The organism is Methylomonas sp. HW2-6 (genome assembly GCF_052474525.1).
This window is the reverse complement of record NZ_CP184124.1, coordinates 3,147,802-3,173,713: the sequence shown is the minus strand read 5'-3', so window position 1 is coordinate 3,173,713 and position 25,912 is coordinate 3,147,802. Positions and strand designations below refer to the sequence as shown.

The 25,912-nt window shown below is 53.8% G+C and carries 19 protein-coding genes; 13 read left to right on the top strand and 6 right to left on the bottom strand.

Features of this window, described 5'->3' with window-relative positions; genetic code table 11:
* Window positions 1–7 precede the first annotated feature (7 nt).
* The 11 genes from ACH518_RS15415 to ACH518_RS15365 all read left to right on the top strand — a co-directional run bounded on the left by ACH518_RS15415 (window position 8) and on the right by ACH518_RS15365 (window position 15,271).
* The gene (locus tag ACH518_RS15415; protein WP_140912875.1) at window positions 8–544 is read left to right on the top strand and encodes a GTP-binding protein; all 537 of its coding nucleotides are present in this window, start codon (window positions 8–10) and stop codon (window positions 542–544) included.
* A 3-nt stretch (window positions 545–547) separates the two neighbouring features.
* Entirely contained in the window at window positions 548–1,192 is a 645-nt protein-coding gene (locus tag ACH518_RS15410) for a hypothetical protein (protein WP_445370730.1), read from the top strand.
* Window positions 1,193–1,239: 47 nt separating this feature from the next.
* On the top strand, window positions 1,240–1,602 hold the full coding sequence (locus ACH518_RS15405; RefSeq protein ID WP_140912877.1) for a roadblock/LC7 domain-containing protein: 363 nt from the start codon (window positions 1,240–1,242) through the stop codon (window positions 1,600–1,602).
* A gap of 27 nt (window positions 1,603–1,629) precedes the next feature.
* Window positions 1,630–2,106, top strand: a complete 477-nt coding sequence (locus ACH518_RS15400; RefSeq protein WP_445370729.1) for a PAS domain-containing protein — start codon at window positions 1,630–1,632, stop codon at window positions 2,104–2,106.
* A gap of 11 nt (window positions 2,107–2,117) precedes the next feature.
* Window positions 2,118–2,864, top strand: coding sequence for a phosphate/phosphite/phosphonate ABC transporter substrate-binding protein (locus ACH518_RS15395; RefSeq protein WP_445370728.1), 747 nt, complete (start codon window positions 2,118–2,120; stop codon window positions 2,862–2,864).
* Window positions 2,865–2,894: 30 nt separating this feature from the next.
* Window positions 2,895–3,494 (top strand): histidine phosphatase family protein, encoded by a 600-nt coding sequence (locus tag ACH518_RS15390; RefSeq protein ID WP_445370727.1) that lies wholly within the window; start codon window positions 2,895–2,897, stop codon window positions 3,492–3,494.
* Window positions 3,495–3,563: 69 nt separating this feature from the next.
* Window positions 3,564–6,335, top strand: a complete 2,772-nt coding sequence (locus ACH518_RS15385) for a class I adenylate cyclase (RefSeq protein ID WP_445370726.1) — start codon at window positions 3,564–3,566, stop codon at window positions 6,333–6,335.
* A 380-nt stretch (window positions 6,336–6,715) separates the two neighbouring features.
* Complete coding sequence (locus ACH518_RS15380; protein WP_445370725.1) at window positions 6,716–8,704, top strand: TonB-dependent receptor plug domain-containing protein; 1,989 nt, start codon at window positions 6,716–6,718, stop codon at window positions 8,702–8,704.
* A 67-nt stretch (window positions 8,705–8,771) separates the two neighbouring features.
* Complete coding sequence (locus ACH518_RS15375) at window positions 8,772–9,308, top strand: YfiR family protein (protein WP_186289602.1); 537 nt, start codon at window positions 8,772–8,774, stop codon at window positions 9,306–9,308.
* A gap of 9 nt (window positions 9,309–9,317) precedes the next feature.
* Window positions 9,318–14,408, top strand: coding sequence for an EAL domain-containing protein (locus ACH518_RS15370; RefSeq protein WP_445370724.1), 5,091 nt, complete (start codon window positions 9,318–9,320; stop codon window positions 14,406–14,408).
* 2 nt (window positions 14,409–14,410) lie between these two features.
* On the top strand, window positions 14,411–15,271 hold the full coding sequence (locus ACH518_RS15365; RefSeq protein ID WP_445370723.1) for an HDOD domain-containing protein: 861 nt from the start codon (window positions 14,411–14,413) through the stop codon (window positions 15,269–15,271).
* A gap of 34 nt (window positions 15,272–15,305) precedes the next feature.
* Here the strand turns inward: ACH518_RS15365 and ACH518_RS15360 are convergent, their stop codons facing one another.
* The 3 genes from ACH518_RS15360 to ACH518_RS15350 all read right to left on the bottom strand — a co-directional run bounded on the left by ACH518_RS15360 (window position 15,306) and on the right by ACH518_RS15350 (window position 20,034).
* A complete protein-coding gene (locus ACH518_RS15360) occupies window positions 15,306–16,736 on the bottom strand; it encodes an alkaline phosphatase D family protein (RefSeq protein WP_445370722.1) in 1,431 nt (476 codons plus the stop codon).
* Window positions 16,737–16,866: 130 nt separating this feature from the next.
* Window positions 16,867–18,471, bottom strand: a complete 1,605-nt coding sequence (locus ACH518_RS15355) for a hypothetical protein (protein ID WP_445370721.1) — start codon at window positions 18,469–18,471, stop codon at window positions 16,867–16,869.
* Between the two features lie 216 nt (window positions 18,472–18,687).
* The gene (locus tag ACH518_RS15350) at window positions 18,688–20,034 is read right to left on the bottom strand and encodes a hypothetical protein (RefSeq protein ID WP_445370720.1); all 1,347 of its coding nucleotides are present in this window, start codon (window positions 20,032–20,034) and stop codon (window positions 18,688–18,690) included.
* 185 nt (window positions 20,035–20,219) lie between these two features.
* Between ACH518_RS15350 and ACH518_RS15345 the strand changes: the two genes are divergently transcribed.
* Complete coding sequence (locus tag ACH518_RS15345; RefSeq protein ID WP_140912889.1) at window positions 20,220–20,894, top strand: response regulator; 675 nt, start codon at window positions 20,220–20,222, stop codon at window positions 20,892–20,894.
* Between the two features lie 323 nt (window positions 20,895–21,217).
* Window positions 21,218–21,598 (top strand): type II toxin-antitoxin system VapC family toxin, encoded by a 381-nt coding sequence (locus ACH518_RS15340; protein ID WP_445370719.1) that lies wholly within the window; start codon window positions 21,218–21,220, stop codon window positions 21,596–21,598.
* A 6-nt stretch (window positions 21,599–21,604) separates the two neighbouring features.
* Here the strand turns inward: ACH518_RS15340 and ACH518_RS15335 are convergent, their stop codons facing one another.
* From ACH518_RS15335 to ACH518_RS15325, 3 genes are all read right to left on the bottom strand, one after another.
* The gene (locus ACH518_RS15335) at window positions 21,605–23,470 is read right to left on the bottom strand and encodes an ATP-binding response regulator (protein WP_445370718.1); all 1,866 of its coding nucleotides are present in this window, start codon (window positions 23,468–23,470) and stop codon (window positions 21,605–21,607) included.
* A gap of 153 nt (window positions 23,471–23,623) precedes the next feature.
* Window positions 23,624–24,919: a hypothetical protein gene (locus tag ACH518_RS15330; protein WP_445370717.1), complete on the bottom strand. Its 1,296-nt coding sequence runs from the start codon at window positions 24,917–24,919 to the stop codon at window positions 23,624–23,626.
* Window positions 24,916–25,830 (bottom strand): ABC transporter ATP-binding protein, encoded by a 915-nt coding sequence (locus ACH518_RS15325; protein ID WP_445370716.1) that lies wholly within the window; start codon window positions 25,828–25,830, stop codon window positions 24,916–24,918. The genes ACH518_RS15330 and ACH518_RS15325 overlap by 4 nt, the downstream gene beginning before the upstream one ends.
* Window positions 25,831–25,912: the final 82 nt, after the last annotated feature.

Sequence of the window (25,912 nt, the reverse complement as noted above, 5' to 3'; positions counted from 1 at the left end):
AATCTCGATGAGCCAATACAAAATTATTTTCACCGGCCCGGTTGGGGCCGGAAAAACCACCGCGATCAATGCCATTAGCGATACGCCGCCGGTGAAAACCGACGCGGCGGCCAGCGACATGACCAAAAACCGCAAAGCTTCGACCACGGTGGCGATGGATTATGGCGTGATGAATCTGGCTGGTGGCGAAAAGATCCATTTGTACGGTACCCCTGGGCAGGAACGCTTCGATTTCATGTGGGACATTCTGGTCAATGGCGGCATCGGCTTGATTTTGCTGTTAGATAACACCCGCGCCGATCCGTTTCAGGATATGAAGTTCTTTCTGGATGCGTTCAGTAAATTTATCAGCGATACCAGTCTGGCCATCGGCGTCACCCAAATGGATCTCAGCAACCGGCCGACCATAGACGATTACCACTCGCGCTTGCAGGAATTCGGCATCAAACCGCCGGTGTTTGCGGTGGACGCCCGCGAAAAGAACGACGTTTCGTTATTGGTGCAGGCCTTGTTGTATTCGCTCGATCCCGGTATGGCGGAGTAGGGCATGGAGCGTTTCAAACTCGTCGAAGACCTGTTTTTATATCCGACGCCGGCCGGGGCCTATTACGCGGTAGCTTATCCGGATTCCGACAAACCCCGGCGCTTTTTGCTGCGCCTGTTGCAGCAGGCGCAGACGCCGGCGCTGGCCTTACCGCAACTGCAAAGCCTGATGGAAATCGAAGACGAAGACAAAGCCTTGGAAATGTTGTCGCATTGTCAGAAGTTGGGCTGGGTACAAGGCGTGGAGACGCCGTTGCAGGCGCCGGCTGGCGCGTTGGAGGAACTGCTACCCGGCCTGCTGGCGGCGATCTCCGATTCCGGCAAAGTATTGTTGGCTGACGACCAGGGTTTTTATCTGGCTTGTAGCGGTTTTCCGCACGAGGCCGCCGAAGAATTGTCGGCCTTGAGCGCCGAATTGGCGACCGTGCATAAACGCCGTTCCGGTTTGTTAAGCAACAACATGGGCATCGCCAGCCACGCCTGGGCGATCGTCGATGCGTTCGGCGCCAGCCAGATCGGCTTCTGGCCTGTGTTCGTCGGTGGCCGTCGCTTCGTGCTGGCGATTGCCGGCACGCCGCATTTCAATCGGGCCGAATTCGTCAGTTTGGCCTGGAGCCTGACGACCCGCTACGTCAAAAAAGGCGATTAGTTTCGTCCGCTTGCGTTATCAACATCATTTATTAGGAGAGACCCATTATGAAAGCAGATATGCTGACCTCGGTACTGACGGAGTTGAACGGCACTTCGGCCGATATTGAAGCATCGGGCGTGATATCCACGGACGGATTGATGATGGCCTCGGTATTGCCGGCCGGCATGGATGAAGACCGGGTCGGCGCCATGAGTGCGGCGATGCTGTCTTTGGGCGACCGTACTGCCCAGGAATTGAACCGGGGCAATCTGGAGCAGGTGTTGATCAAAGGCGCGCGCGGCTATGTGCTGATGACTTACGCCGGCAGCGAAGCGGTATTGACGGTGTTAGCCAAGCCCAATGCCAAATTGGGCCTGATCTTTCTCGACGTCAAGCGCGCGGCGGAAAGTATTTCCGAAATGCTGTGATCCCGAAACCATGCTACGGAGCCGATCATGATTAGCGATATGAAACCCGAAGACATCGTTGGAGATTACCGGGAGACCGAGTTGACGTTCTACGACGGTACTCGCCGCAAAGTGTTGTATACCGAACTGGAAACGCCGTATCCGGACGGCAAATTGATCGTGTCGACCACGACGCCGGAAGGCGTGATTCGTCAGGTAAACCCGGCGTTCGTCGAAATGTCGGGCTATAGCGAAGCCGAACTGATCGGTGCGCCGCACAATATTCTGCGTCATCCGGACATGCCGGCGGCGGCGTTCAAGGATTTGTGGGAGACGGTTCAGCGCGGCGAGAAATGGCAGGGTTACGTCAAAAATCTGCGCAAGGACGGCGGTTATTACTGGGTCAAAGCCACCGTCATCCCCAACGTGCGCGGCGGTCAAGTCGTGGGCTATACCTCGGTCCGGCGCAAGCCGTCGCGGACCAAGGTCGACGAATGCGTCAAACTCTATCCGACACTACGTTAACGGAGCCTGCCATGTCATTTCTGTTTACCGTCAGTCCCGATTTCGCGCCCGACCGGCTGTCCGGTTGGTATATATTCAACACCTGGTTGCAAAAACAAACCGATACCGCGATCCATCTGGAAATGTACAACCATTACCAGCAACTGCATCAAGCGATCGAAGCGGATAAAATCGATTTGATTTATGCCAACCCGTTCGACGCGGCCATGCTGGTCAGGACTAAGGGCTTCGTGCCGCTGGTCAAGGCTCTGGGCCAGGCCGACGAGGCCATCATCGCCGTCAATGCCGACAATCCGGTGCAGGATGTCGCCGATCTTCAAGCCAATAGCCGGGTGGCGTTTACCGACGATCCCGACGTGCGGCTGATGGGCATGATCATGTTGGAGCCGGCCGACCTGGATGCCGGCAACATTGTCCCGGTTTTGGCCGACACGCCGGTTCTGGTGGCAAAGCATTTGCTGAAAGGCGAGGCCGATGCGGGTATCATTCTGGCCGAAGCCTACGATAATTTGTCGGGCGTGATTCGCAAGCAATTGCGGATATTGGTGCGCAGCCAGATTAGCGTGATCCACCATGCCTTGTTGATCGGCCCGCGCTTGCAGGCAAGGCGCGGCGAATTCTGCCGGGCTTTGTTGGAGATGGCGGCGGACGAGAAGGGCAGGGGCGTCCTGGCTGCATTGGGCTTCAATGGTTGGCAAGCGATCGACGACGAGGAAATGGAATTTATGATCGATTTGATGGATACCCTCAATACTTAACCTTAATTTTTATCAGCGGAAGCCGCAGCCATGACCATAGTAACCACGGTAGATGTTTTGCGGCACGGCGAAGCCCGCGGCGGCGCCCGTTACCGCGGAATCACCGACGATCCGTTGACCGAGCGCGGTTGGCGACAAATGTACCGGCAGTGCGGCGAACTGCACTGGGACGTGGTGGCGAGTTCGCCATTGCGCCGCTGTTGTTCGTTCGCCGCTGCGTGGTGCGGACAGCAGCAAGCCGAATTGTGTGTCGATCCGGCTTGGGCCGAGTACGATTTCGGCGCCTGGGAAGGTCTGAGCGCCGACCAAATCGAACGCGAGTGGCCCGGCGCGTTGGATGCGTTTTACCGCGATCCGGAGCGTTCGCCGCCGCCCAACGGCGAAAACTACCGGCAGTTCAATCGCCGGGTGCAAACGGCCTGGGATGCGCTGTTGACCGCGCATGCCGGCAAGAAGATTCTGATCGTCAGCCATGCCGGCGTGGTGCGCAGCCTGTTGAGCCATTGTCTGCAACTGGCGCCGACGGCAGCCTTCCGCATAGAGGTTCCTCAGGCCGGACTGACCCGGTTTACAGCCTTCGATAGCGCAGACGGCCGTTACCTGCAGCTGAACTACCATCGGCCGGGTTGATTTCTTCTATACTCAAGGCCGTTTCGATTTTGGTGCGCCGCAGTGACGAACCGTTTTCTTCCAATCCGATTGGGCGCACCAGGCGAAGAGATCAGTAAAAAAGATCTGCATGCGGTGACGCAGCGCTTCAAGTATTTCAACCAGCAACGAATGCTGCATGTGCAGAGTTTGCTGCAGCCGCGGCAGCAGGATTTTCTGAAATTGCTGCCGCTGTTATTCCACCAAAACCACCCGCTGTTGCCCGGCTTCGTCTCGCTGGAAAGCCCGGCCGGCATTCCCGACTATACGCCCGGCAAACAAACGTTGGACGTTGCCAAACAGTTTTCCAAAGGCTTTGTCTACAAACGCAAGGCGCTACGGCAATATCCGATTCACGCCTTGTTTCTGATGGGCAGCGTCGGCAGTATGGCTTTTTCCAAAGAAAGCGATATCGACATCTGGCTTTGCCATGCTTCGGGATTGGCGGCCGACGAATTGACCGAGCTTCAGCAAAAAGCCCGCGAAGTCGAGAAATGGGCGGCGGCGTTGAAAATCGAGGCGCATTTTTTTCTGGTCGACGCCGAACAATTCGTCCGCGGCGAAAACACGCCGATTTCGCAGGAAAGCAGCGGCGAAACCCAGCATTATTTGTTGCTGGAAGAGTTTTACCGCACCTCGATTTATGTCGCCGGCCGCACCCCGGTTTGGTGGCTGGTGCCGCCCGAACAGGAAGCCGATTACGCGCAATACGTGCAGCATTTGCTCGAGAACCGGTTCGTCGCAGAAAGCGAAGTCTTGGATTTCGGCAATCTGAACAACATGCCGACCGCCGAGTTCGTCAGCGCGACGCTCTGGCATATCTACAAATCTCTGACTTCGCCGCACAAATCTCTGTTGAAGCTGTTGCTGATGGAAAGCTATGCCAGCGAGTTCCCGCGCCCGCACTGGCTGTGCCAAGCCTTGAAACAAGCCGTTTACCGGGGCGACTTCAGCGTGGAAAGCCTGGACCCGTATTTGTTGATGTACAGCAAGGTCGACGCCTACTTGCGTCAGGCCGGCTCCAAACGGCGTCTGGATCTGATCCGCGAGTGTTTTTACATGAAGATTATGGCTGGTTCCGGGCCGATACTGGATAGTCGGCTAAGGCAATTGCGGGAAAGTTTTTTACACCAGGTTGCCGAGCAATGGCACTGGCCGGAAGCCTTGCTGGAGAATCTGGCCAGCCAACGCTATTGGGATATCAAACGTGCCAACAGCGAACACGGCGTAATCCGCGACCAGTTGCAACAGTGCTTGCGGATGATCATCAAATTTACCGGCTTGCCGATCGATCAAGCACAACGGGAAAACCGGGATTTAGGTTTGATCGGCCGCAAACTGCGGGCCGGATTGGACCAGCGCCCCGGCAAAATCGAGATTCTGACCACGCGCGGCGCGGTGCATACCACGCCGGATTTGCTGATCGCGAAGGAAATCGCCGCCGAACACGCCGCGCCGATTTGGCGTTTGTACAGCGATAGAAGCGTAGCGCAACAAGGGTCGGCGGAAGGCGCCATCAAACAGGCCGATAGTTTGCTGGAGATTTTGTGCTGGGCGGTGCTGAACGGTTTGTATAAGAAAGCGCTGAATTTACAGGTATCTGCACTGAGTCTGAAACTCGCCGGCAACGATACCTACCAATTGCTCAACGAATTGCATGCATTTTTTCAGAGTCGGTTGCCGGGCGGCGACAGCGGTTTGAGTGCCTATGCCGCACCGAACCGGTTGTCGGCGTCGCTGTTGCTGGTCAACCTTGGCGAAAGCCTGGCGATCGACGCCAACGGCCAGCAGTTGGTGATGAGCGAACGCTCCGACCCGTTGAGCTATGGCGAGTCCCGCCAGTGTTTCGTGCAGTCGATCGAGAAACTGTCGGTGTCGAGCTGGGGCGAGGCCACCTTGCAGCGGTACGCCGGGCTGGACGGTTTGTTTAACTGTTTGCTCGATGTCGTGCATAACGGCGGAACCCAGTTTGGCAGCGATGCCCTGCGGGTGTTGTGTTACACCCCGGTTCGCGGCCGCAGTATCTTGTTGCGCATCGAGTCCTTGTTCAACAACCTGCGAAAGTGTTTCGTAGCGGCCGGTATCGGTGCCCAACGCTACCTGATTCCGGCGGAAACCGGTTACTGCCTGTTTCAATTCAATAATGGCCGCTTGGGGTATTTCGGCGTGGACAACCATACCCAGTTGTTGCAGGAGTTGGCCAAACCGCAACCGCAGTTCTCCGCGGTGTTGTTCGACGACTACGTTTTGGAACAGACCTATATCCCGCTGCTGTATCGTTACAATCTGGCCGATACGGTACAGCTGTTTTACCATGCCACTAGCAAGCACGTCGCCGTCTACATTCTGGACGAAAAGGGCTCGTTGTTCGTCCGCCAGCATCACAACGCCAATCCGGAACACATATTGGCTCATTACTCGGTATTCCTCGGTACCTTGCTGGCGCAAGCGCAGTTGCCGGAGGGGCTCGCGATCCGGTTTTACGAGATTCAACGAAATTCGGCCGGGGTTGTGTCCTGCCAAACGGTGCAAGTCAAGTTGGGCGCCAGCGCATTCGATTTGAGAGTCAGGATCGTCAGTGAAGACAGCGGTGCGGTGGCGGTTTATGCCAACGAACGTCGCTTCCTGATCGACGGCCCCGACAGTTACAAGGCCGTGCGCAGCGACATTCTGGGCTATCGAAACAGTCATGACGACTATCCGTTTCATATCACCGAAATTGACGCGCCTTGCCGGGTATTGGGCGCCGAACATAGCGCGGAGTTGCAGACCGTGCACTTCCTGAACTACAAGCAAAAAATGGAAGACAAATTAAACATTTGATCGCAGAAGGTCGTGCCGGCAGCTTTGGCCGGAGCATGGCTGTTGGTTGCCAACCGGCGTTTCCGATTTTTCCAACATTCGCGCGTGGACCGCGACCAAGTCGGAGGTCGATGACCGCGGCCGCCGGCGGCTAAATCCGGACCGGTTCGGCCCGGCGGGGTTGTCTTGTCCGAAATTGAACTAAACTTAATTTGTAGGGATGCGCCGACACGTCTGTTTTCGCCGCCGCCGCGACTGCGGAACCGAAAAAATCCAGCCTTGGCCCAGGATTTTTACGCGAATGGCTATTCTATCGGCGGCCCCGTTTCATTCGTTGCAGTAATAGCCGATATGGCCGGCCTTAACTGCAACGGTACGCCAATTCAGTTGTAAGTTACATTATGAAAAAACCACTAGTCGGACTACTGCTGCTTGCAGTACATCAAGCCGGTCATTGCGCTGCGGAAAACCAGGATGCGCTGGAATTGAATGTCGAGGATTTGCTCAGCGTCGAAGTGACTTCGGTATCCAAAAAGGCGCAGGCCTTGAACGACTCGGCAGCCGCAGTGTTCGTCATCACCCACGAAGACATCAAACGCTCGGGCGTGACCAGCATTCCGGAGGCTCTGCGCATGGCGCCGGGGATGGACGTTTCCCGCATCGATTCCAATAAATGGGCGGTCAGCGCCCGCGGTTTCAACGGTCGTTTTGCCAACAAATTGCTGGTTTTGATCGACGGCCGCAACACCTATACCCGATCGTTTTCCGGCGTGTACTGGGAAAACCAGGACGTGATGTTGGAAGACGTGGAGCGGATCGAAGTTATCCGCGGACCGGGAGCCACGCTTTGGGGCGCAAACGCGGTAAACGGCGTCATCAACATCATCACCAAGCATTCCAGCAAAACCCAGGGCGGCCTGCTGGTGGCCGGCGGCGGTACTGAGGAGCGCGGGTTCGGTGGCTTCCGTTACGGCGGTCGTTTGAACGAAGACACCACCGCCCGAGCATACGTCAAAGGTTTCCAGCGCGACGCCTACAGCCGCGCCAATGGCGACCCGGCCGGCGACGCCTGGGATAAAGCTCAGGGCGGGTTCAGACTGGATTCACGGCTGTCCATGCAAGACGAATTGACCGTGCAGGGCGATGCTTACCATAGTTCCATCAACCAGAGTTTATCGATTCCGCAACTCGCCGTGCCTTACCAAAGCGCATTCGGCGAACAGGTCGACGCCTACGGCGGCAATTTGTTGAGCCGCTGGCAACATACCATTTCGACCCGTTCGGATTATTCGTTGCAACTCTATTACGACTACTATCGGCGTAACGAGGCCTGGTTCAGCGAAGGACGCGATACTTTGGATTTGGATTTCCAGCACCGTTTCGGTTTGTTCGACAGCCATGAGTTGATTTGGGGCTTTGGTTACCAATATACCCACGACCACACCGAAACCGGCCGTTTGCTGCGTTTGAGCCCGGCGAGCCGCAACGACCAACTGTTCAGCGCATTCGTCCAGGACGAAATCGAGTTGGTCGACCAGGCCTTGTGGTTGACTTTGGGCTCCAAGTTCGAACATAACGATTACAGCGGTTTCGAAGGTCAGCCGACCGCGCGCTTGATGTGGGCGCCGCATCCGCAGCATCGATTTTGGGGAGCGGTATCGCGCGCCGTCAGAACGCCGTCCCGTGCCGAGCAGAACATGTCGCTACTCCAAGCTGTCCGGCCGCCGGAGGGCTTTTTTCCGGCGACGGCGATCTATCTGAACGGTGACCGCAGCTATCGGGCTGAAGACGTGATTGCGTATGAATTGGGCTACCGGACCACATTCATCAAATCGCTGTCCGTCGATTTCACGGCGTTTTATAACGATTACGATAATTTGCGTAATGCTACGCAAGGTGCGGGAACCTTCGACCCATCGTCCGGCGTGGTGGTGGTGCCGTTGACGCTGAACAATAATTTTCAAGCCAAGACCTACGGCTTCGAGGTCGCGGCAGTCTGGCAGATGCTGGATTGGTGGCGTTGGGATGCAAACTACGGCTTGCTGAAGTCCGATTTCGCCCCAACCACAAATACTGCGGTCGCCGCAGCCAGTCCGCAACATCGCATCAGTCTGCGCAGCGCATTGAGCGTGCGCAAAGATGTGGACTTCGATTTGTGGTTTCGCTACGTCGATACCAATGCGTCCGTTGGCGTCTACGGCGTGCAGCAAATCAACGATTACGTGACGATGGATGTGCGTTTGGCCTGGCGGCCGGCCGCCAGTCTGGAGCTGTCTTTGGTCGGGCAGAATTTGCTCAGCGAGAGCCATTTGGAATTCAGACAGGAAAACCAGACCTTGCCGACCTTTATCGATCGCGGCATGTACGGCAAAGTGGCCTGGAGTTTTTAAGGCGCGATGCTTTCTAATTTTCGAACTAAATTTGCAATCGGATAGCGGCTTGCTACTACGGAGTCATGTGGTAAACGTTTTTAGAGCTGGTACTTTTGCGGCATTTGCGGCGGCGGCAAGCGTTTGCGCGGCGGCGCCGGCCGCGCTGGAGCAATACACGGTGTTGGCCGCGCTGACCCTGAATTTCGCCCGGTTTACCCAATGGCCGGAGGGCGCTAAAACGGATGCCAACGTTCTGAACGTGTGTCTGGTGGGCGATAACGTATTGTTGCAGTCATTCGATTCGATCGACGGCAAGAACGTCGGCGACCGTGCGATCAAGATCGTCAATTCGGAGCGCTTGCGTAATTTGAATCAATGCCAGATTTTGTTCATCGGTGAGTTGCCGAATAATGTTTTGTTGCAGGTATTTTTAGATACGAAGAACCATCCGGTTTTGACGATGGGAGAAGATGAGGGATTTGTGGAAAACGGCGGTATGGTGGCAATGGTGAATGTAGACGGCAAAATTCAGCTGCACGTCAATCTGGCGGCGGTCAAGGCTTCGGGGCTGAATATCAGTTCCAACCTGTTGCGGCTGGCAAAGATCGTCGGAGACCGTTAGGAGACAGCTATGCCCTTTGTCAGATGGTTTAATAACGCGCCGATCAAAATCAAATTGGTGTCGATGATGACTTTGATCGCCATGTTGACGCTGTGCTTGGCGACAACGGCAATCATCATCAACGAGTATTTTGCAAAAAAGAAAGAAACCGAACAGCAGTTGGTGCTGGTGGCGAATATCATCGCTTCGAATATTTCCGCCGCGCTGGTGTTCGGCGATATGGTTTCGGCCAACACGATGCTGGAGAGTATGCGGACTCGGGACAGCATATTGAACGCCGAGCTCTACGACAAACAAGGCGAATTGTTTGCCGACTACCACTCCGCCAAATCCTCTGTCAGTCACTGGGAGTCCGTGCAGGCCCTGGCGCTTTTGAAGCAGGCCGAAACCCCGGATCCCAACCGCAGTTTGCTGGGTAGCTTGGGAAGTGCGCTTGCGCATTGGTACGACAGACTGTTTCCGTACGTCGACGGCGCTGCCACAGACAAGGACGTATTTCAATACGATGCGGCAAACAACTTGCATTTCGTGCGGCGGATCGAGCTGGACGGCGACACCGTCGGTATATTGCATTTGGTCGACGACCAGAGCGGTTTCTATGCGATCCTGAAAACCTTTTACCTGATTCTCGGCATTATCGTGCTGTTCACGATGCTGTGCATCAGCGCGTTGACCTCCAAAATGCAGCACATTTTTTTGGCGCCGCTGCTGAAGTTGATGGAGGCGATGCAGTCGGTCGGCCACGAAAAAAGCTTTTCCCACCGCATCAGCAAAACCAGTTCCGACGAGTTTGGCGATTTGGCCGAGGTCTACAACACCATGCTTGCCGAAATCCAGTTCCGCGACGATCAGCTGGCGATGCACCGGGATTCGCTGGAGCAACAGGTACTGGAACGTACCCGGCAATTGGCGGAAACGAACAAAGAACTGAACATCAGCATAGCCGATGCCCTGGCCGCGAAGGAGCAAGCGGAACAAGCCAGCAAAGCCAAGTCGCAGTTTTTGGCAACGATGAGCCACGAGATCAGAACGCCGATGAACGGCGTGTTGGGCATGACCGAACTGCTGATGGCATCCGGCTTGAACGAGCGGCAAAAACGCTTTGCGGAAACCGCATACCGTTCCGCCAATTCCTTGCTCAGCATCATCAACAACATTCTGGATTTTTCCAAAATCGAAGCCGGCAAACTGCAATTGATCCTGCAAGAGTTCGACTTGCGGCCGATGCTGGAAGAAACCTTGGAATTGTTGGCCGACCAGGCGCATCGCAAGGGCGTGGAATTGATTTTGAACATGCCCCACGATCTGAATTACATCGTCCAGGGCGATGCCGAACGCTTGCGCCAGGTGCTGGTCAATCTGCTCAGTAATGCGATCAAATTTACCGAACGCGGCGACGTGCAACTCAAAATCAGCCGTATCGACAGCAGCACGGCCACCGACAAGGTCGGTTTGCTGTTCGAAGTAATCGATACCGGCATCGGCGTGCCGCAAGATCGGCAAAACGAGATCTTCGACAGCTTTACCCAATCGGACGGCAGTATCACTCGCCGTTACGGCGGTACCGGTCTGGGCTTGACCATATCCAAGCAATTGGTGGAGTTGATGGCCGGCGAACTGCATCTGGAAAGCCAAGTCGGCGTCGGCTCGCGGTTTTACTTCAATCTGGAATTCGGCTTGGGCATCCAGGTGGCAATCCCGATGGCCGATACGGCCGATTTGCAAGGCGTTGATATTCTGGTGGTCGACGACAACGCGACCAACCGCGATATTCTGACCACACAGTTGGCATTGTGGGGCGCCAATCCCACCAGTGTCGATAGCGGACCGCGCGCCTTGAAAATGCTGCTGGAAGCCGCCGCCGTGCAACAGCCGTTTCAACTGGCCTTGTTGGATTGGCATTTGCCGATCATGGACGGTTTATCGCTGGCAAAAGCGATTCAAACCGACCGGCGGATTCCCAAGCCCGCCATCATCATGCTCAGTTCGGAGAACGTCAGCTTCCAACCCGAACGCAGCCACGAATACGGCATTAGCTTTTTCCTGAACAAACCGGTGTTTCAGCAGCGCTTGTTGAACTGCCTGCGCGAGACTTTGGCACGCGACAAGGTCGCCGAGCCGCAGCTGTCGCAATCCGGTAAACCGGTTTCGCCGGCCCGCTTGCGCGGGAGAATACTGGTTGCCGAAGACAATCTGGTCAACCAGGAAGTGGTGAAAAGCTTTTTGGAGAATATGGGCTGTAGCGCCGACGTCGTCAAAAACGGCGAAGAGGCGGTAAAGGCTGCGGTTAGCCGGTCTTACGATTTGATTTTGATGGATTGCCACATGCCGGTCATGGACGGCTTTACCGCGACCCGCAACTTGCGCGAGCAGGAAACTGCGGCGGGTAAAGGCCGGGTGCCGGTTATAGCCTTGACCGCCGACGTGCAGAAAGGTATTCAGGATCAGTGCCACGCGGCCGGGATGGACGGCTATCTGAGCAAGCCTTTCAGCAAAGACCAGTTGCGCGCCTTGTTAGCGACCTGGTTGCCGGGCAGCGGAGCCGGTGCGGTTACCACGGCGTCGGTACCGCCCGCGCTGCCGCAACCGTCTGTGCCGGGCCCGATTTGTCAAGCCGATACCGCTGAGCTGCGCGAAGTTGTCGATGCGCAGGGAGTCAGCCTGTTCGATAAAGCGGTGGCGTTGTACCTGCAAACGGCGGCGGAGAATGCCGAAAAGCTGCGCGAGGCGGTTGCCGCCAATGATCCGCTGACAGCCGGCAACATTGCACATGCGCTCAAATCGGCCAGCGCCAATCTGGGCGCGCGGGAATTTGCCAAAACCTGTCTGGCTTTGGAGACCGTCGGTCGCCAGGGGTTAATCGATGAAGTTAAAGCCTTGATCGTCACATTCGAGCAGCAATTGCCGGAGGTTTTGGACGAGCTGCGCCATTTGGCCGATGCGAGCCCAGCCGGATCGGCGGTGACAGCCAAACAGGCTTGCGCTGCGTCTGTCGGCGAGGCGGTGCGCCTGTTACTGGTCGATGACGATCCGAATTTCCGCCTGATCACCGGTGAACAATTGAAATCGGCCGGTTTTCAGGTCGAGGAAGCTTGCAGCGGCGAACAAGCGCTGGAAATGTTGCAGAGCGACATTCCGGATCTGGTGATTCTCGACGCGATCATGGGCGGGCTGGACGGTTTCGAAACCTGCGCCAGGATGACGGCCTTACCCGAGATGATCGATGTACCGGTCATCATGTCGACCGGCCTGGACGATATCGAGTCGATCAATCGCGCCTTCAAGGTCGGCGCCGCCGATTTCATTATCAAACCGCTGAATCACGTGGTGCTGATTCATCACATCAAATTTTTGCTGCGTTCCTATCGGGACACTGCCGAGTTGCGCAATAGCAAGCAACAATTGTCGGCGGCGCAGCGCATAGCGGGCCTGGGCTATTGGACCTGGGACGCCAAGCTGGATAGGTTCGAAATATCGCCGTATTTGGCTGAGCTATGCCGGACGAATCCGGAATATTTCGAGGGCGAGTTGGCCAAGTATCTGGATTTGATTGATGCCGCCGACCGATCCAAAGTGGAGGAGGTGATCAAGGCCGCAGCGGAGGGCAAATCGGCCCCATACACCGAATACCGGCTGCTGAGCGAAAGCGACGACCCGATAACGGTGCGCCAGGATACGGCACTGATCAACAGCGGGGCGCAAAGCTACGTAACCGGGACGGTTCAGGATATTTCCAAACAGAAGGAATCGGAAAAAATCATCCACCAGTTGGCTTATTTCGACGAACTCACCGGTTTGGCCAGCCGGGTGCATTACCATTCGCGCATGCAGCAAACCATCAAGGCGGCGTCCCGTGCCCAGCAGGAGTTCGCCTTCCTGTTTTTGGATTTGGACGAGTTTAAATACGTCAACGATAGTTTCGGCCACAATGTTGGCGACCAGTTTCTGAAAGCCATCGCCCAGCGGATCCAGAGCGTGGTACGGGAAGAAGATTTTGCTGCGCGCTTGGGCGGTGACGAATTTTGCATTATCGTCAATACCATCACCGACGAGTTCCAGGCCATGGATATCGCCGAACGGTGCTTGCAGGAAATCAACCGGCCATTGATCCTGAGCGGGCATCATTTGAAGCCGCGGGTCAGTATCGGCATCGCCATTTACCCGAAAGACGGCGACAACGAGCACGACTTGATGAAAGCCGCCGATACCGCGATGTATTCGGCCAAAACCGCCGGCAAACAGCGCTACGCCTATTACCGGCCGGAAATGACCGGTCTGGCGATCAAACGCTTACAAGACGAGCAAATGCTGCGCGACGCGTTGGATCAAGGCCAGTTCGAGTTGTTTTACCAGCCCCAGGTCGGCATGCTCGACGGCCGGATGATCGGTATCGAAGCCTTGGCCCGCTGGCGCCATCCGCAGCGGGGCATTATCGGGCCCAGCGAATTTATCCCGCTGGCGGAAACTTTGGGGCTGATCGGCAAGATCGACGAATGGGCGCTACGTAGCGCCTGTATGCAGTTATCCGAATGGCGCGAGCAGGGATTGCCGCTGATGACGATGGCAGTCAACGTGTCGGCCAGCCATTTCCGCGATCCGCTGTTCATTTCCTCGCTACGGGATATTCTGCAGCAAACCGCCATTCCCGCCGAATACTTGCAATTGGAAGTGACCGAAAGCGCGATGCAGGACGCAGCCGATATCGATGTATTCCATAAGGTCAAAGAACTTGGGGTAAAAATCGCCATCGACGATTTCGGTACCGGTTATTCGTCTTTGGTCTCGTTAAAACAAATGCCGGTGGACTGTTTGAAGATTGACCGCATCTTCGTCCAAGACGTATTGATTAATCCGCAAACGCCGATCCTATTGGGAACCATCATTGGCATGGCTCATGCGATGCATTTTTGCCTGATTGCCGAAGGGGTGGAAACCATCGATCAGGCCATGGTGATGACCGGCCTGGGCTGTCAGATCGTGCAAGGATTCTTGTTTAGCACGCCGCAACCGGCTATTGCGATGCCCGCCTTGTTCCGGAAAGATTTTCGTTTGGAGTTCGTCGACGCCAAACCCAGTCCGTTTATCCCGCCCGACAATTGAATATGCAGCGACTCGATTTACCTGATGCACTTGCCGACATTAAGCAACTGCCGGCCCTGCCGCACGATGTCCATCACCTGATTCAAGCCTTGTCTGACGACGGTCTGGACTACTCCGGCTTGGCGAAAGTGTTGCAGAATCACCCGACGATTTGTTCCCGCCTGATCGCCTTGGCCAATTCGGCCTGGCTGAACAACAACGGCGAAGCGGTCACCTCGATAGAGCGCACCTGTTTCAAATTGGGTTTGAACATCGTACGTGGTGTCAGTATCGGTTTGGCGGTAATGAAGCCATTCAACGTCAATCAGTGTCGTAGTTTCGATATCCGGCGTTACTGGGTCAGCAGTATGCTGGCGGCGCAAGCGGCGACCGATCTGGCTTGGGCGTTACCGGACGCGGCAGTCGACGAAGCGTTTGTGCAAACCGTGCACACCGCCGGCATCTTGCATAACCTGGGCTTGTTATGTCTAGCCGATACCATGGCGGAGCAGACCCAGGAAGCCGTGCGCTTGAAGCGAGCCAATCCGCAATTGCATTTAAACCAGGCCTTGCGCCAGAGCGTAGGCACCGATTACTGCGAAATCGGCGCCCATCTGGCGCGCTATTGGGGAATCCCGGAAGCCTTGTGTACGATCATAGAACATCACCGTCATCCCGGTTACCGCGGCGACTATTGGCAGCAAACCTTGGTAGTCGGCGCTGCCACGCGCTTGGTCAGCGCCTTGTTCAAGGATGCGGAAATGCCTAAGTTGGAGATGCTGGAGATATTGGCTATCCCGGAAAACACGGAACAACACTGCTTTGCCCAACTGCAAACCGAGTTTGTCAAGACCAAAGAGCTGGCCAAGGTGTTGTTCGGTTAAGGGCGGCGCGGCTGCATCCAGGCCGACGCTGGGCTCAAAAGAAAAACGGCCGCGGATAAGCCGGAAACGGGTTGCCTTTGCGGTCGAAAATCTCCGCGCTGCACCATGGCTTGCCTTTGCCGATGTCCACCGACACTGCCATAAAGGCTTCGTCGCCGATAAAGCCTTCGCCTTCGTAACGGTATTCGATGCGGTCGCGACTGCGGCGGTTGCCGTCGGTCCATTGCATGAACTCCAACGTGCGGCCGCCGTAAAAATCGCTGGCGCTTTCGTGCGGGTAGGGCCAGTAAAACGGCGACGACACCAGCGAGGTCGTTAAAAACGCGGGATCCTGGTAACAGCGCATCCGGGCGAAGCTGGAGTTATGTACGTCGCCGGACAGGAACACCACGTCGCTGAGGCCTTCTACGCGGATGAATTCCAGAATCATGCTGCGCTCGTCGTTAAAACCGGCCCATTTATCGTCGCCGCCCTTGTTGGGTTTCGGGTCCGGAAAAAATGGCACGCTGGAAACGACGAATTTGACCGGCGCGTTGCGGTTCTGGTGCAGCCAGTCGAAAAAGGCATTGAGTTGCTCGCGGCCGAGCAGGGTTTTACCGCCTACCGCATTGGCATCGTTGATGCGCAAGGTACGGGTATCCATTACGAAGAACGCAAACGGCCCTTTAGCGAAGCTGTACCAGAACTGGCCGTTCGGCGTATCCGGATTATGCAGGTGCTGGTAGGAGGCGTAAGCCCGCATCCGCATCGCATAAAAGCCGCTATCGGCCTCGCTGCGCATCTGGTCCTTGGACCAATCGTTGCGAATTTCGTGGTCGTCCAGAATCATGTAAGTCGGCACGCTACGCATCAAATTGGCAATATGCGGCAATTGAAACGACTTACGGTAAATCTCGCACAAGGCGTCGAAGTTTTTATATTCGTACAGTTTGTTCAACGGATCGGCATACACCTGGTCGCCCACCGCCAGAAAGAAATCCAGCGGCCGCCGCTGATGCAGGTTGGCGATCGAACGAAAAGTCTTGTCGCCTTTCTCGGCATCGTTTTGAAACAGATTGTCCCAATACAGGTAACGACAGGAGCCGAACACGAAATCCAGCCGGGTATCGTTGCTGCCGCGATCGGTCTTGAACGTTGCTACCGCTTTCTTCGCGCCGGTAACGACCGGGCCGGGAACCGGCGTTCCAGTCGGCGGCGCATCGGCATCGCGCTTGTACACCACGCCGCATTCCACCCGGTAAGTTGTATTGGGCCTGAGCTGATCGAATTGGGCGACGCCGGTGAAATCGTAATAATCCTTCAAGAAACAAAACTGCGACGCGACCAGTTTGTTGCCGTCGTATAAATCGAACGCGCCGTAACAAAACTCCCGGCTGTTATGGTTGGGTCCTTTCGCGCCGCGTATCCAGATCTTGGCGGAGGTGTCGGTGGTATGGCCGATGATGGGGCCTAGGGTGATGGTCATGGTGGCACCTTGCTATTTTTTGGTGTAAGGGCGTATTTGCCACTATCAGGTAGACATCCAAGATTTGAATTACGCTGATGGTTTTCATGAAAAATAACTTAATCAAGGAGTTATTTTATGAAGCTCAAAGTCATTGGTTGGGAAAAACACAATCAGGTTTTTCACTATTTGGGTTCCAGCATTCGTCATCCCAAAATTTAAAGCGGCTTGCCATGTCGCTGTGTGTTTGTGGGTTGGCATGTTCTACATCTGATCCAGCACTATATACTTTCAAAGAAATCTGATCACGAAGAGAATAATGAGTGTTATGCAAGCTAGGCAGCAAATTATCATAGCGACCGACAGTTCGTTGTTTAGGCGACAACGGCTTATCTAAAAAGTTATCGATCCAGACCAATAACGAACCACGAGCGGGAATATCAAACGCCATTTTCTCACTTTCCTCAGCTCGAGGATGTAACTGGAAATGATAGATATGGCGGTTATGATCCCTGGATAGCCACGGAAAAATTTTCGTTTCATAATCGTGTACAGTTGCTGCGCCAGCAACATAAACCAGTTTTGAAATAGGAAGGTCTTCACCAAAGTTGCGAATCAATTCGTTTGCCACAATCGTTCCCATGCTATGGCCAACTAAAACTATTTCTCTTTCCTTATCGTTTTCTTCGCGTAGTTTGTCAGCAAGCTTTTTTAAAAATAGACTAAGACCGCCATGCTTCGGGATGTCGAGTAATTTTTGTTTCGATGCGGCAGTGTTTGTAAGCTCCGATTTAGTTAGTTCCTCCTCGCTGTTAAAAAGCATGTCTATATGTCTCAGCATTAAATCCCAGGACATTCCTCCAAATGTATCGATGATTGGGGTTGTCAATATTTTTCCAGGGAAGGAAATTATATATCTACCGAAGTTAGTGACTAGTTCGGCTGCTTGGCGTTCATCTTCACCTATATATATGTCGAATGATTTTGAGTTTTCTTCTTTCTTAATGATTTTGTTTCTGGTATTGTTTCCAATTGTTTTCTTGAATTTAAGTCTTAATAAATCAGGTGCTTCAGAGAATGATAGATTGCTCAGGCAATCTTCTTGATCCCAGAGTTGATTGTCTTTGTTTCTGTAAGGATATTGGTATTTTTTACACAAAGTCTCTTTCGCAATTGTTGCGGGATAATCTTGCGGGTCTTTTAGAGCAGGAGCGGTTTGAGCGTCGTTGTATATCAAGCTTCCAATTACATTTGGCCATCGTAGAGCACTTTTTGTCAAGTCGGATGCAAAAATAAAAGGAGCGGTAACGTAACCCCAAATGCCTGCACTCTTTCCTTGACGGATGGAGAATAGTCCGTCGGAATAGCTGTTGATGAGAGATGATCGCCAATTTACAAAAATAGGATAATATTTGTTATCTTCAAGAATCATTTTGTTTCTGGATTTGCAAGCAACCTTATCGTTTTTTGAATCATCGCATATTTCTCCGTTTCTCGGGTCTTCTGCAAGTCTAGCCAAACTGTCCATTTGGGTGTTTAATCCACCATGAATAAAAATCAGGATTTTTTTTCTAGATTCTTGCTTAAAAATGTTATCGATTATTATGTCAGTATAGGCGTCAAACTGTTCATAACTTAGATTTCGGTATTTCCCCAAATCAGCATGCCAGCTCTCCGGCGAATTTGCCAGCGAATCGGTATTTATTAATGGGATATTTCCATTCGGATTCAGAGGTTTTCCATCTTCGTCGAACATCAAGACGTGCTCGTTTGGCACTTTGAGCTTTTTTGGAGCTAAGCTACACCCTCCTAGGTTTATTGCCAATATTAATGTCAGAATAAGGCTTTTATTTGTCATTTTTTCAATAGCCATTTGAATATAAACTTTAAGGGTTGCATATTCTGTATTTAACCAGCCGTAAACGTTATTTTTGATATTTGAATTTATTGATAGATATTATTTTCATATAATCTACTTGCTGCTTTTGGTTGTTTCTGTGGTTGAGCCGTTTTTTTGTTTTAACTTCTCAATGGTTTTGGTCTCAACAATTTTTGTTTTTTCAACAATATTCATTGCCTGATCAGAAGCGGGTATTTTCACTTTTTCAACTACGGGTTGAGAGCTATCTCTGGGTAAAGAAATAGGGACGATAATCTTCATCGAGTTTTCTGAATCAGAGTTATCAAGGATATAGTTGTTAGAGCAATTTCTCTCTGGTTTGCCATATTCTTTATAACAAGCGGTCGTCTCTAGGTATAGCTTGTCTTTAATTGGGGTTTCAATATACGCCGACACGTGATAAGGCACTGACTCCAAGCGTTGTGTGTTTGTATAAGGATTCATAAAGATTGGGATATAAAATGTGCGCTCTTCTACGTGTTGTCGAGGTGAAATTATGAAATGGAAGTCGGCATCGCGCTTGCATTTACTCCATAGAGGAATTTCTGAATCTTTAGCACATGTATCATTTTCGCTTTTTGTTTCAATTATCCCTCTTAGAATTGGGTGTTTACGCTGCTCAACATCTGCTTGACGTAATCGTTCCGCATAATCAAGATTAGCTGCGATTTCCGTCCATGTTCCGGTAAGTCCAAATTGGGATTGGTTCATTGAGGCGTAATAACTATCTGCTATATCGCCTTCGTGCTCTGGTTCGAGACGGACTACTTGAGAATTATCCAAAGGCTGAATACATTTCTCATCTTTACATAGTCTAAATTTAATATCTGCATGATAATCTTTTGTATAATTCCTAAAGCCGTTGTATAAATCAGCCCAGCGCCATATATATTCCCAATAATTTTGGCGTTCAGGTTCAATCCAAAGAGTAAAGCCAATCTTATATAATTGTTTTTGATTGTCTTTGTATAGAAAGCTTAAGTCTTTCATGCGTTGTTTGTGAGCAGCGAAAGCTTCTAACGTGCTGATTTTATCCATTAGAAGGCCGTTCGGTTTGTCATTACTAGTGATTATCGAAACTTCATTTGCTTTCGGCAAAATCTCCTCATTATTCCCTGATGTGCTTATCGGCGACGTTGCATTTGGTGAGGCGGATACAGAGCCTTTAACGGCCTGAGCGTATTCAATTTTTGACACACGATTCGTCTTTAACGGGTCCAAATCTTCTATATCGGTGTCTTTTGTCTTGACACTCATCCGTGTCTGCATATAACTGGCATATTCATCCAGACTTTTCTTGGAGAGTTCCGCTGGTAATATTGTTGGCGTACCCAAACCGAATGTTCCAGTGCTAGGAGTACACCCTGTTAATCCTTGAAATAAAGTCAAACTAATTGTCCAAGTGATTAGGCGGTTCATTGATACTCTCCCAGTTTATATTTTGAAGTGGCAGTGAGTAGGATTTAATATTTCGGTTTTTAACAATTCTCAACCAAAGAAATTACTTAATCCAATCGTTTTTCGTGCCAGTACAAACGTACTGGGTAGAATCCTTACCTTCTGGAGTTACAATCGCTTAATCGGGTACGCCAAGAGGGTGATGGATGAATATTTTGCTGATCGACGACCACTTCTGCGCTCGCGAAGGCGTGGCGTGTTTGTTGAAACAGATCTACCCGGATGTGCAGGTATTCGAGGCGGAGAGCTTTGCCGCCGGCTTGGTCATTGCCCGCGAGCAAGCCTTGAATTTGGTTTTACTGGATTTGCAGTTACCGGATCGCGTGGGTCTGGAGGGTTTGGCCGAACTAAAACAAGAATTTCCGGATTTGTGCGTCGTGATGTTTTCCGGGGTGGAAGACAGAGAAATAGTGTTTCAGGCTTTGAAGTTCGGGGCGATGGGTTTTGTCGTGAAAACCGTTTCGCGGCAAGCTTTTGTCGAGGCCTTACGCGACGTGTTGTCCGGCAAGGTGTATTTGCCGGCGACGATTGCCGGTAAAGCTTCTTTACAGGTTAGCAATGCCGAGGCGGAAGCCGGTATTCGGCGGGTCAGCAACCCAGCCAACTTGGGCTTGACGCCGCGCGAGTTCGAGATTCTGCGTTGGATTGCCTGCGGATATACCAATAAGTCCATCGCCAATAAATTGCATATTCAGGAACAGACCGTGAGAAATCATCTGCGGCCGATTTTCCAGAAGTTCGGCGTGTCGCGGCGCACCGAGTTGCTAGTGAAGTTATTCGAGCAGGGGATTGTGTTTGGTTTGCCGGAGGCGGCACCTTGAGGATTGCATGGACATTGTTTTGTCCCTCCACAATGGTAAAATATTTAATCTAAAGTAATTATTTGTTCCTGTCATGCAGCTCACAGCATCCCAACTTCAATCGAAACACAAAGCTCTGATCGATGCCCTTAAACGCGGGGAGTGTGTCGAGATTACGTATCATGGCCAAGTAGTTGGCGTCGTTCATCCTGCCGTGCCCACTGTTAACTCGGAGGAGCAAGAAGCGGCAATGAATGAGTTTTTTGGCATGCATCGTGATGCCAGTATTGTGACCGTGGAAGATGAATTGCGTAATATCCGTAGAGGTCGCCGGAGTCGGCTGAGTGATCTTTGATACCAATATTTTGATCTATGCCGACCGTGGCGTCGTCTCAGCCAAACAGTTGATTCTTGATACTCAGCAACGTTCCATTTCCGCAGTCACCTACATGGAGTATGTGCCGTTTTGTCGGAACAAAAAGGAATTGGCGATCTTCGAAAATATGCTGCAAGCCCTACAATTCAACATTCATGAAGTCGATCATGGGATTTCGTATCACGCCAGACAACTGGTTCGCCAATTTGCGCTGAGTCACAGTATGGAAATGGGCGACGCCTTGATTGCTGCTACCGCTATGGCGCGCAAGGAGCTGTTATGCACCAGCAACGTCAAACACTTTTCCCAGATCAACGGTCTGATGCTTGATCATTACCAACCCGATTAAACCGGATTAATATCTCGTTACTGTAGTTGGCGAATTTTTTTTTTCTCGCTCCAGCGCCTTAACCATCATCCCCATCAACACGTCCGACCTTGCCGGTTTGCGTAGCAGACAGGTGTTGGCAGGCCATTTGGCTTTGTCCTGGTCGCTGATGCCGGCCGCGGATAGCACCAGAATCGGTAGTGGGCCGCAGTCGGCGTGGACGGCGGCGACGATGTCGTGGGCGGTTTCGTTGTGGTTCAGGTAAAAATCGGTAATCAATAGATCCGGAACCAGCAGATTATCCGCCAATGCCAGCCGGGTTTCGGCCAGCGACGTGGCGGTTTGTACATCGCAGCCCCAAGCCCGGAGTTGGCAGCTCAGCGCTGCCAGCATTTCGGCGTCGTCGTCCACCGCTAAAATATAACGGCCGGCCAAGTCCCCGGTTTGCGTCGGCGAATTGCCTGAGGCTTCAGCCGAGTGGGAGATTGGTAGGTCGATACGAAAGTCGCTACCGTGTTGGGGGCGGGAACACAATTCCAGCCGATGTTCGGGTAGATGTTGAATGGCGGTGGCGACATAGGCCAGGCCGATGCCTAAACCGGGAACCGTCTGGTCTGATGTGCGGCGCTGGCCACGGACGAATTCCTTGAAAATCTCGCCTTGCACCTCAGCGGCGATGCCGGGCCCGCTGTCGCGAACGTGCAGCTTCAACCGGTCCGGGCCGATTTTGACCGCTGACACGACGATCCAGCCGCTTTGGGTGTATTTGATGGCGTTATCCAGCAGGTTGCCGATGATTTGGCTCAAAATGCTGGGATCGCTGTAGACATTGAACGGCGGGCTTTGCCGCAGATGCACGATCAATTTCAGATCGCGCTTGGCGGCTTGCGGGGCGAATTGGTTTTCCAGCCCGGCCAGCAGCAGGTTGATGTCGACGTGAGTCAACAATGGCCGCTGAGTGCCGTTTTCCAGGTTGCCGATGTCCAGGATGTGGTTGATGGCCCGGCTGAGTTCGTCGATGGCAAAGCCCATGCGACCGGCGATTGCTTGCAAATGCTGGCCGGCCGGTTCGGCGCAGGCCGTTTCCAGGACCGATGCGTAACAGTTCAAGGCCTGCAACGGTTGCCGCAGGTTGTGGCTGAGCTGGCGCAGGAAGCAGCTTTTGCGTTCGGCGATGATTTCGACTTTGCGTTTTTCCCGAAACGAATTGCGGGCGTAAGCTTCCAGTTGGCAGCGGGTGCAGACGCCGAACAGGTTGACGATAAACAGGTTTAATATCGACGGAATCAAGTCGACGATGCTCAAACCCAGCCAGTAGCCGGCCAGCGGCATCGCCAACGTCGTGCTCCAGCCAAAACCTATCGTCGCCCGCAACGACATGAACATCTGGCCGTAACTGAAAAAATACATCGGCAGCAGCGCCGGCCAGGTTTCCTGGTAGTAGCGCGGGTTGTCCTCGATCAACAGCACGGCGATCAGCTGGATTGCAGACAAACCGGCGCTCAGTTTGGCGACGCCGTTGATTTTGTCCGCCGCGTTTGGACAGTGTTGCAAATAGTGGAACAGGCCGAATAGCAGCAGCACGATCGGCAGGCGCATACAGGCGTTGGCTGTCGATGCGGTTCCAGTGTGCAGATCGAGCAGGATATAGGCTAGAAAAGCGCAGGCGCCCAGGGCCAGCGCCCATTTCAGCGGGGACAGCAGTACCCGGTAACGTTCCCGCCAAAACTCCTGTTCGGTGTCGGCATCGAATTGCGGAATGGCGAATAGCCGGCGGGGTGTAAGCGCGGCGCACAATTCGTTGAGATTAACGGCAATAGAAGCCGGTGCGGCCGGCGGTCGGAGAAAGGATTTTACCGAAAAATGTGCGATGAACGGCCTGGAACTGAGCATGTTACCGATTCCTTGTGCGGTGCCGGCAACTGCGGATGGCGGAGTCGCGCGAGTGCTGGCGGCGTGGCATTGTTGTTATGGCTTGGTCGGCATTCTCCCGGCTAATCCAGAATTAGGCAAGGTAATTTCTAACGGTCGAAACGGTTCTTTTTATTAGACGGTTTGTCGCCAACGCTGGTAAGCCAAACGCAAGACAACGGCGCATTGCATAGCGGCGTAGAGCAGGGCAGCCAACGCGGAATCGGCCCAGAGCGGAAAAAATAACGCCGATAGGGTGGGCATGCCTAGGGCGCCGAACAGGCCGGGTAGCACGCCGTATAGCAACACCGCTGCCAGCAAGCTTAAATTAAATGCCCGTTGCGGGTTTTTGCCGTAGCAGAAGTACACGTAAATCGCGCAGTCGCGCAAGATCAGCAGTAGTGCTGCCAACGGGTAGCTGTGCAAGGACAACTCGAACCAGGCGATATGGGCTCGACTGGCACTGAGGTATAGCGCAAACGGCACGGCCAGCGCGAAGCTCAGCCAGCTTAGCGGGAACTCTTCGATTACCCGGCGCCAGTTGCGTTGCCGGTAATACTCCAGCAAGCGCTTGATCTGCATCGGTTGCTGGGGTTCGGCGACGACACTTAGGTAAGTCAAGCCGCCGCAAACGCCGAATCCGGCCAGCGCCAAGCCAAAATTGCCGGACGGTATCAGTCCGCCCAGATAAACCACCAAAAATACGATGAAGCCGAGCCAGGCCGTTGGCGGCTTGCGTAGTCCTAGGGCTTGCGCCAGCAGCCGGTAATTGGCGACCATGCACCAGAACACGGCGCAGAACAGGCTGAATTGGTGGAAATCCTGTTGGGCAAATTGCCAGCCGTACCACGGTTGCCAGCGAAATCCGGCGGAACCCAGACCGGCGATTTCCGATAAGTCGCCGAGTTGCGGTGCGACCACGGCAAAACCGATCAGTGCCGGCAGCAGAATCGAGCCGGTTTTGGTTTGGCCGCGCCCAACCGCTAATAGCCCCAATAACAACGCGGCACTTTGCACCAACAAGCCGCCGACGATGGCATAAAAGTAAAAGCGGGGCAGGTCGGTGCTCTGGCCGGCCGACAAGGTATACACCAACAGGCAAAAACCGGCGCAGTACCAGACCATGCTGGTGCTGCCCAGCAATTTGCCCCAGGCCATTTGCCACGGTCCCAACGCCGATAAGCGTTGCGTGTCCCAAGTGCGGTCGCGGTATTCGTCGACGATGCTGTCCAGGCTTTGGCGGGCGCCCCACAGCAGCGTAATCAGCCAGAACAGGCCCAGCGCGGCGGCGCTGCTGATCGAGCCGAAGCGGTAGTCGTCCAGAAAATAGCAGAACGCGAAAACGGTGCCGAGCACCGCAGTAGCCGAGCTGAGGCGGGCCGGCGGGCATTCCAGCAGCAATTGGCGTTCGAATTCGGGATTGGTGGTCATGGCTGTTTATGCAGGGTTTGCAGATAGGCGTCTTGCAGATTGACCGTCGCAGGGCCGAATTCGCACACCGGCATGCCGGTATCGAGCAATGCTTTCAGCACCTGATGTTGGCGGTCGCCGTCGTTTTCCAGATTGACGATCGCCATGCGGTCCTGATCAGTGCGTACCAGCTCCACTTCCTGCAGTTTTTGCAAGGTCTCGGCCAATTGCGGGTATGCGCCAGCTAATACCAGGCGGAACGGTGTGCGTAGCGTCGGCGCGTTGATCACAGCATGCTCGACGATGCGGCCCTGGCGTAGCACCAACATGTCGGTGCTGTACGCCTCGAGTTCGGCCAGGATATGCGACGACACCATCAAGGTCATCCCTTGACGCTGCAACTGTAGAAACAGCTCGGCCAGTTGATGGCGGGCTTCCGGGTCCAAGCCGGAGGCCGGTTCATCCAACAGTACCACGGCGGGTTTGTGGATGATGGCCTGGGCGATGGCCACCCGCTGCCGCAGACCGCGCGACAATGCGCCGGGGTACTGGTCTAGCCGTTCTTCGATTTGCAGGCCCTTCGCCACGTCGGCGATTGCTGCAACGCAATCGGCTGCGGCGATGCCCTGGGCGCGGGCCACGTAGTGCAGACATTGGCGCACAGTCAGGCGTTGGTAAAGCCCGAAAAAGTCGGACAAGTAGCCGATGATGCGGTGGCAAGCGCGCGGTTGTTCCAGTACGTCGATCCCGCCGATTTCAATGCTGCCGCTGACGGGTTGCTCCAACGCCGCCATGCAGCGCAGTAAGGTGGTCTTGCCGGCGCCGTTCGGGCCGACCAGAGCTGTGATGCGGCCTTGCGGGACGCTAAAACTCGCCCGGTCTAATGCGCGTACGCCGGGATATTCGAAAATCAGATTATCGACTGTAATCATCGGCAAGACCTTGCGTGGATTTAAACCGGATAATACCGGTAATTTCGGCGAAAAGTTTGGCCGCAACAGTCTACAGGCCAAA

Coding starts and splice junctions, on each gene's coding strand:
- ACH518_RS15415 (WP_140912875.1), top strand. CDS start 8: ATGAGCCAATACAAAATTATTTTCACCGGCCCGGTTGGGGCCGGAAAA.
- ACH518_RS15410 (WP_445370730.1), top strand. CDS start 548: ATGGAGCGTTTCAAACTCGTCGAAGACCTGTTTTTATATCCGACGCCG.
- ACH518_RS15405 (WP_140912877.1), top strand. CDS start 1,240: ATGAAAGCAGATATGCTGACCTCGGTACTGACGGAGTTGAACGGCACT.
- ACH518_RS15400 (WP_445370729.1), top strand. CDS start 1,630: ATGATTAGCGATATGAAACCCGAAGACATCGTTGGAGATTACCGGGAG.
- ACH518_RS15395 (WP_445370728.1), top strand. CDS start 2,118: ATGTCATTTCTGTTTACCGTCAGTCCCGATTTCGCGCCCGACCGGCTG.
- ACH518_RS15390 (WP_445370727.1), top strand. CDS start 2,895: ATGACCATAGTAACCACGGTAGATGTTTTGCGGCACGGCGAAGCCCGC.
- ACH518_RS15380 (WP_445370725.1), top strand. CDS start 6,716: ATGAAAAAACCACTAGTCGGACTACTGCTGCTTGCAGTACATCAAGCC.
- ACH518_RS15370 (WP_445370724.1), top strand. CDS start 9,318: ATGCCCTTTGTCAGATGGTTTAATAACGCGCCGATCAAAATCAAATTG.
- ACH518_RS15365 (WP_445370723.1), top strand. CDS start 14,411: ATGCAGCGACTCGATTTACCTGATGCACTTGCCGACATTAAGCAACTG.
- ACH518_RS15360 (WP_445370722.1), bottom strand. CDS start 16,736: ATGACCATCACCCTAGGCCCCATCATCGGCCATACCACCGACACCTCC.
- ACH518_RS15355 (WP_445370721.1), bottom strand. CDS start 18,471: ATGTTCGACGAAGATGGAAAACCTCTGAATCCGAATGGAAATATCCCA.
- ACH518_RS15350 (WP_445370720.1), bottom strand. CDS start 20,034: ATGAACCGCCTAATCACTTGGACAATTAGTTTGACTTTATTTCAAGGA.
- ACH518_RS15345 (WP_140912889.1), top strand. CDS start 20,220: ATGAATATTTTGCTGATCGACGACCACTTCTGCGCTCGCGAAGGCGTG.
- ACH518_RS15335 (WP_445370718.1), bottom strand. CDS start 23,470: ATGCTCAGTTCCAGGCCGTTCATCGCACATTTTTCGGTAAAATCCTTT.
- ACH518_RS15330 (WP_445370717.1), bottom strand. CDS start 24,919: ATGACCACCAATCCCGAATTCGAACGCCAATTGCTGCTGGAATGCCCG.
- ACH518_RS15325 (WP_445370716.1), bottom strand. CDS start 25,830: ATGATTACAGTCGATAATCTGATTTTCGAATATCCCGGCGTACGCGCA.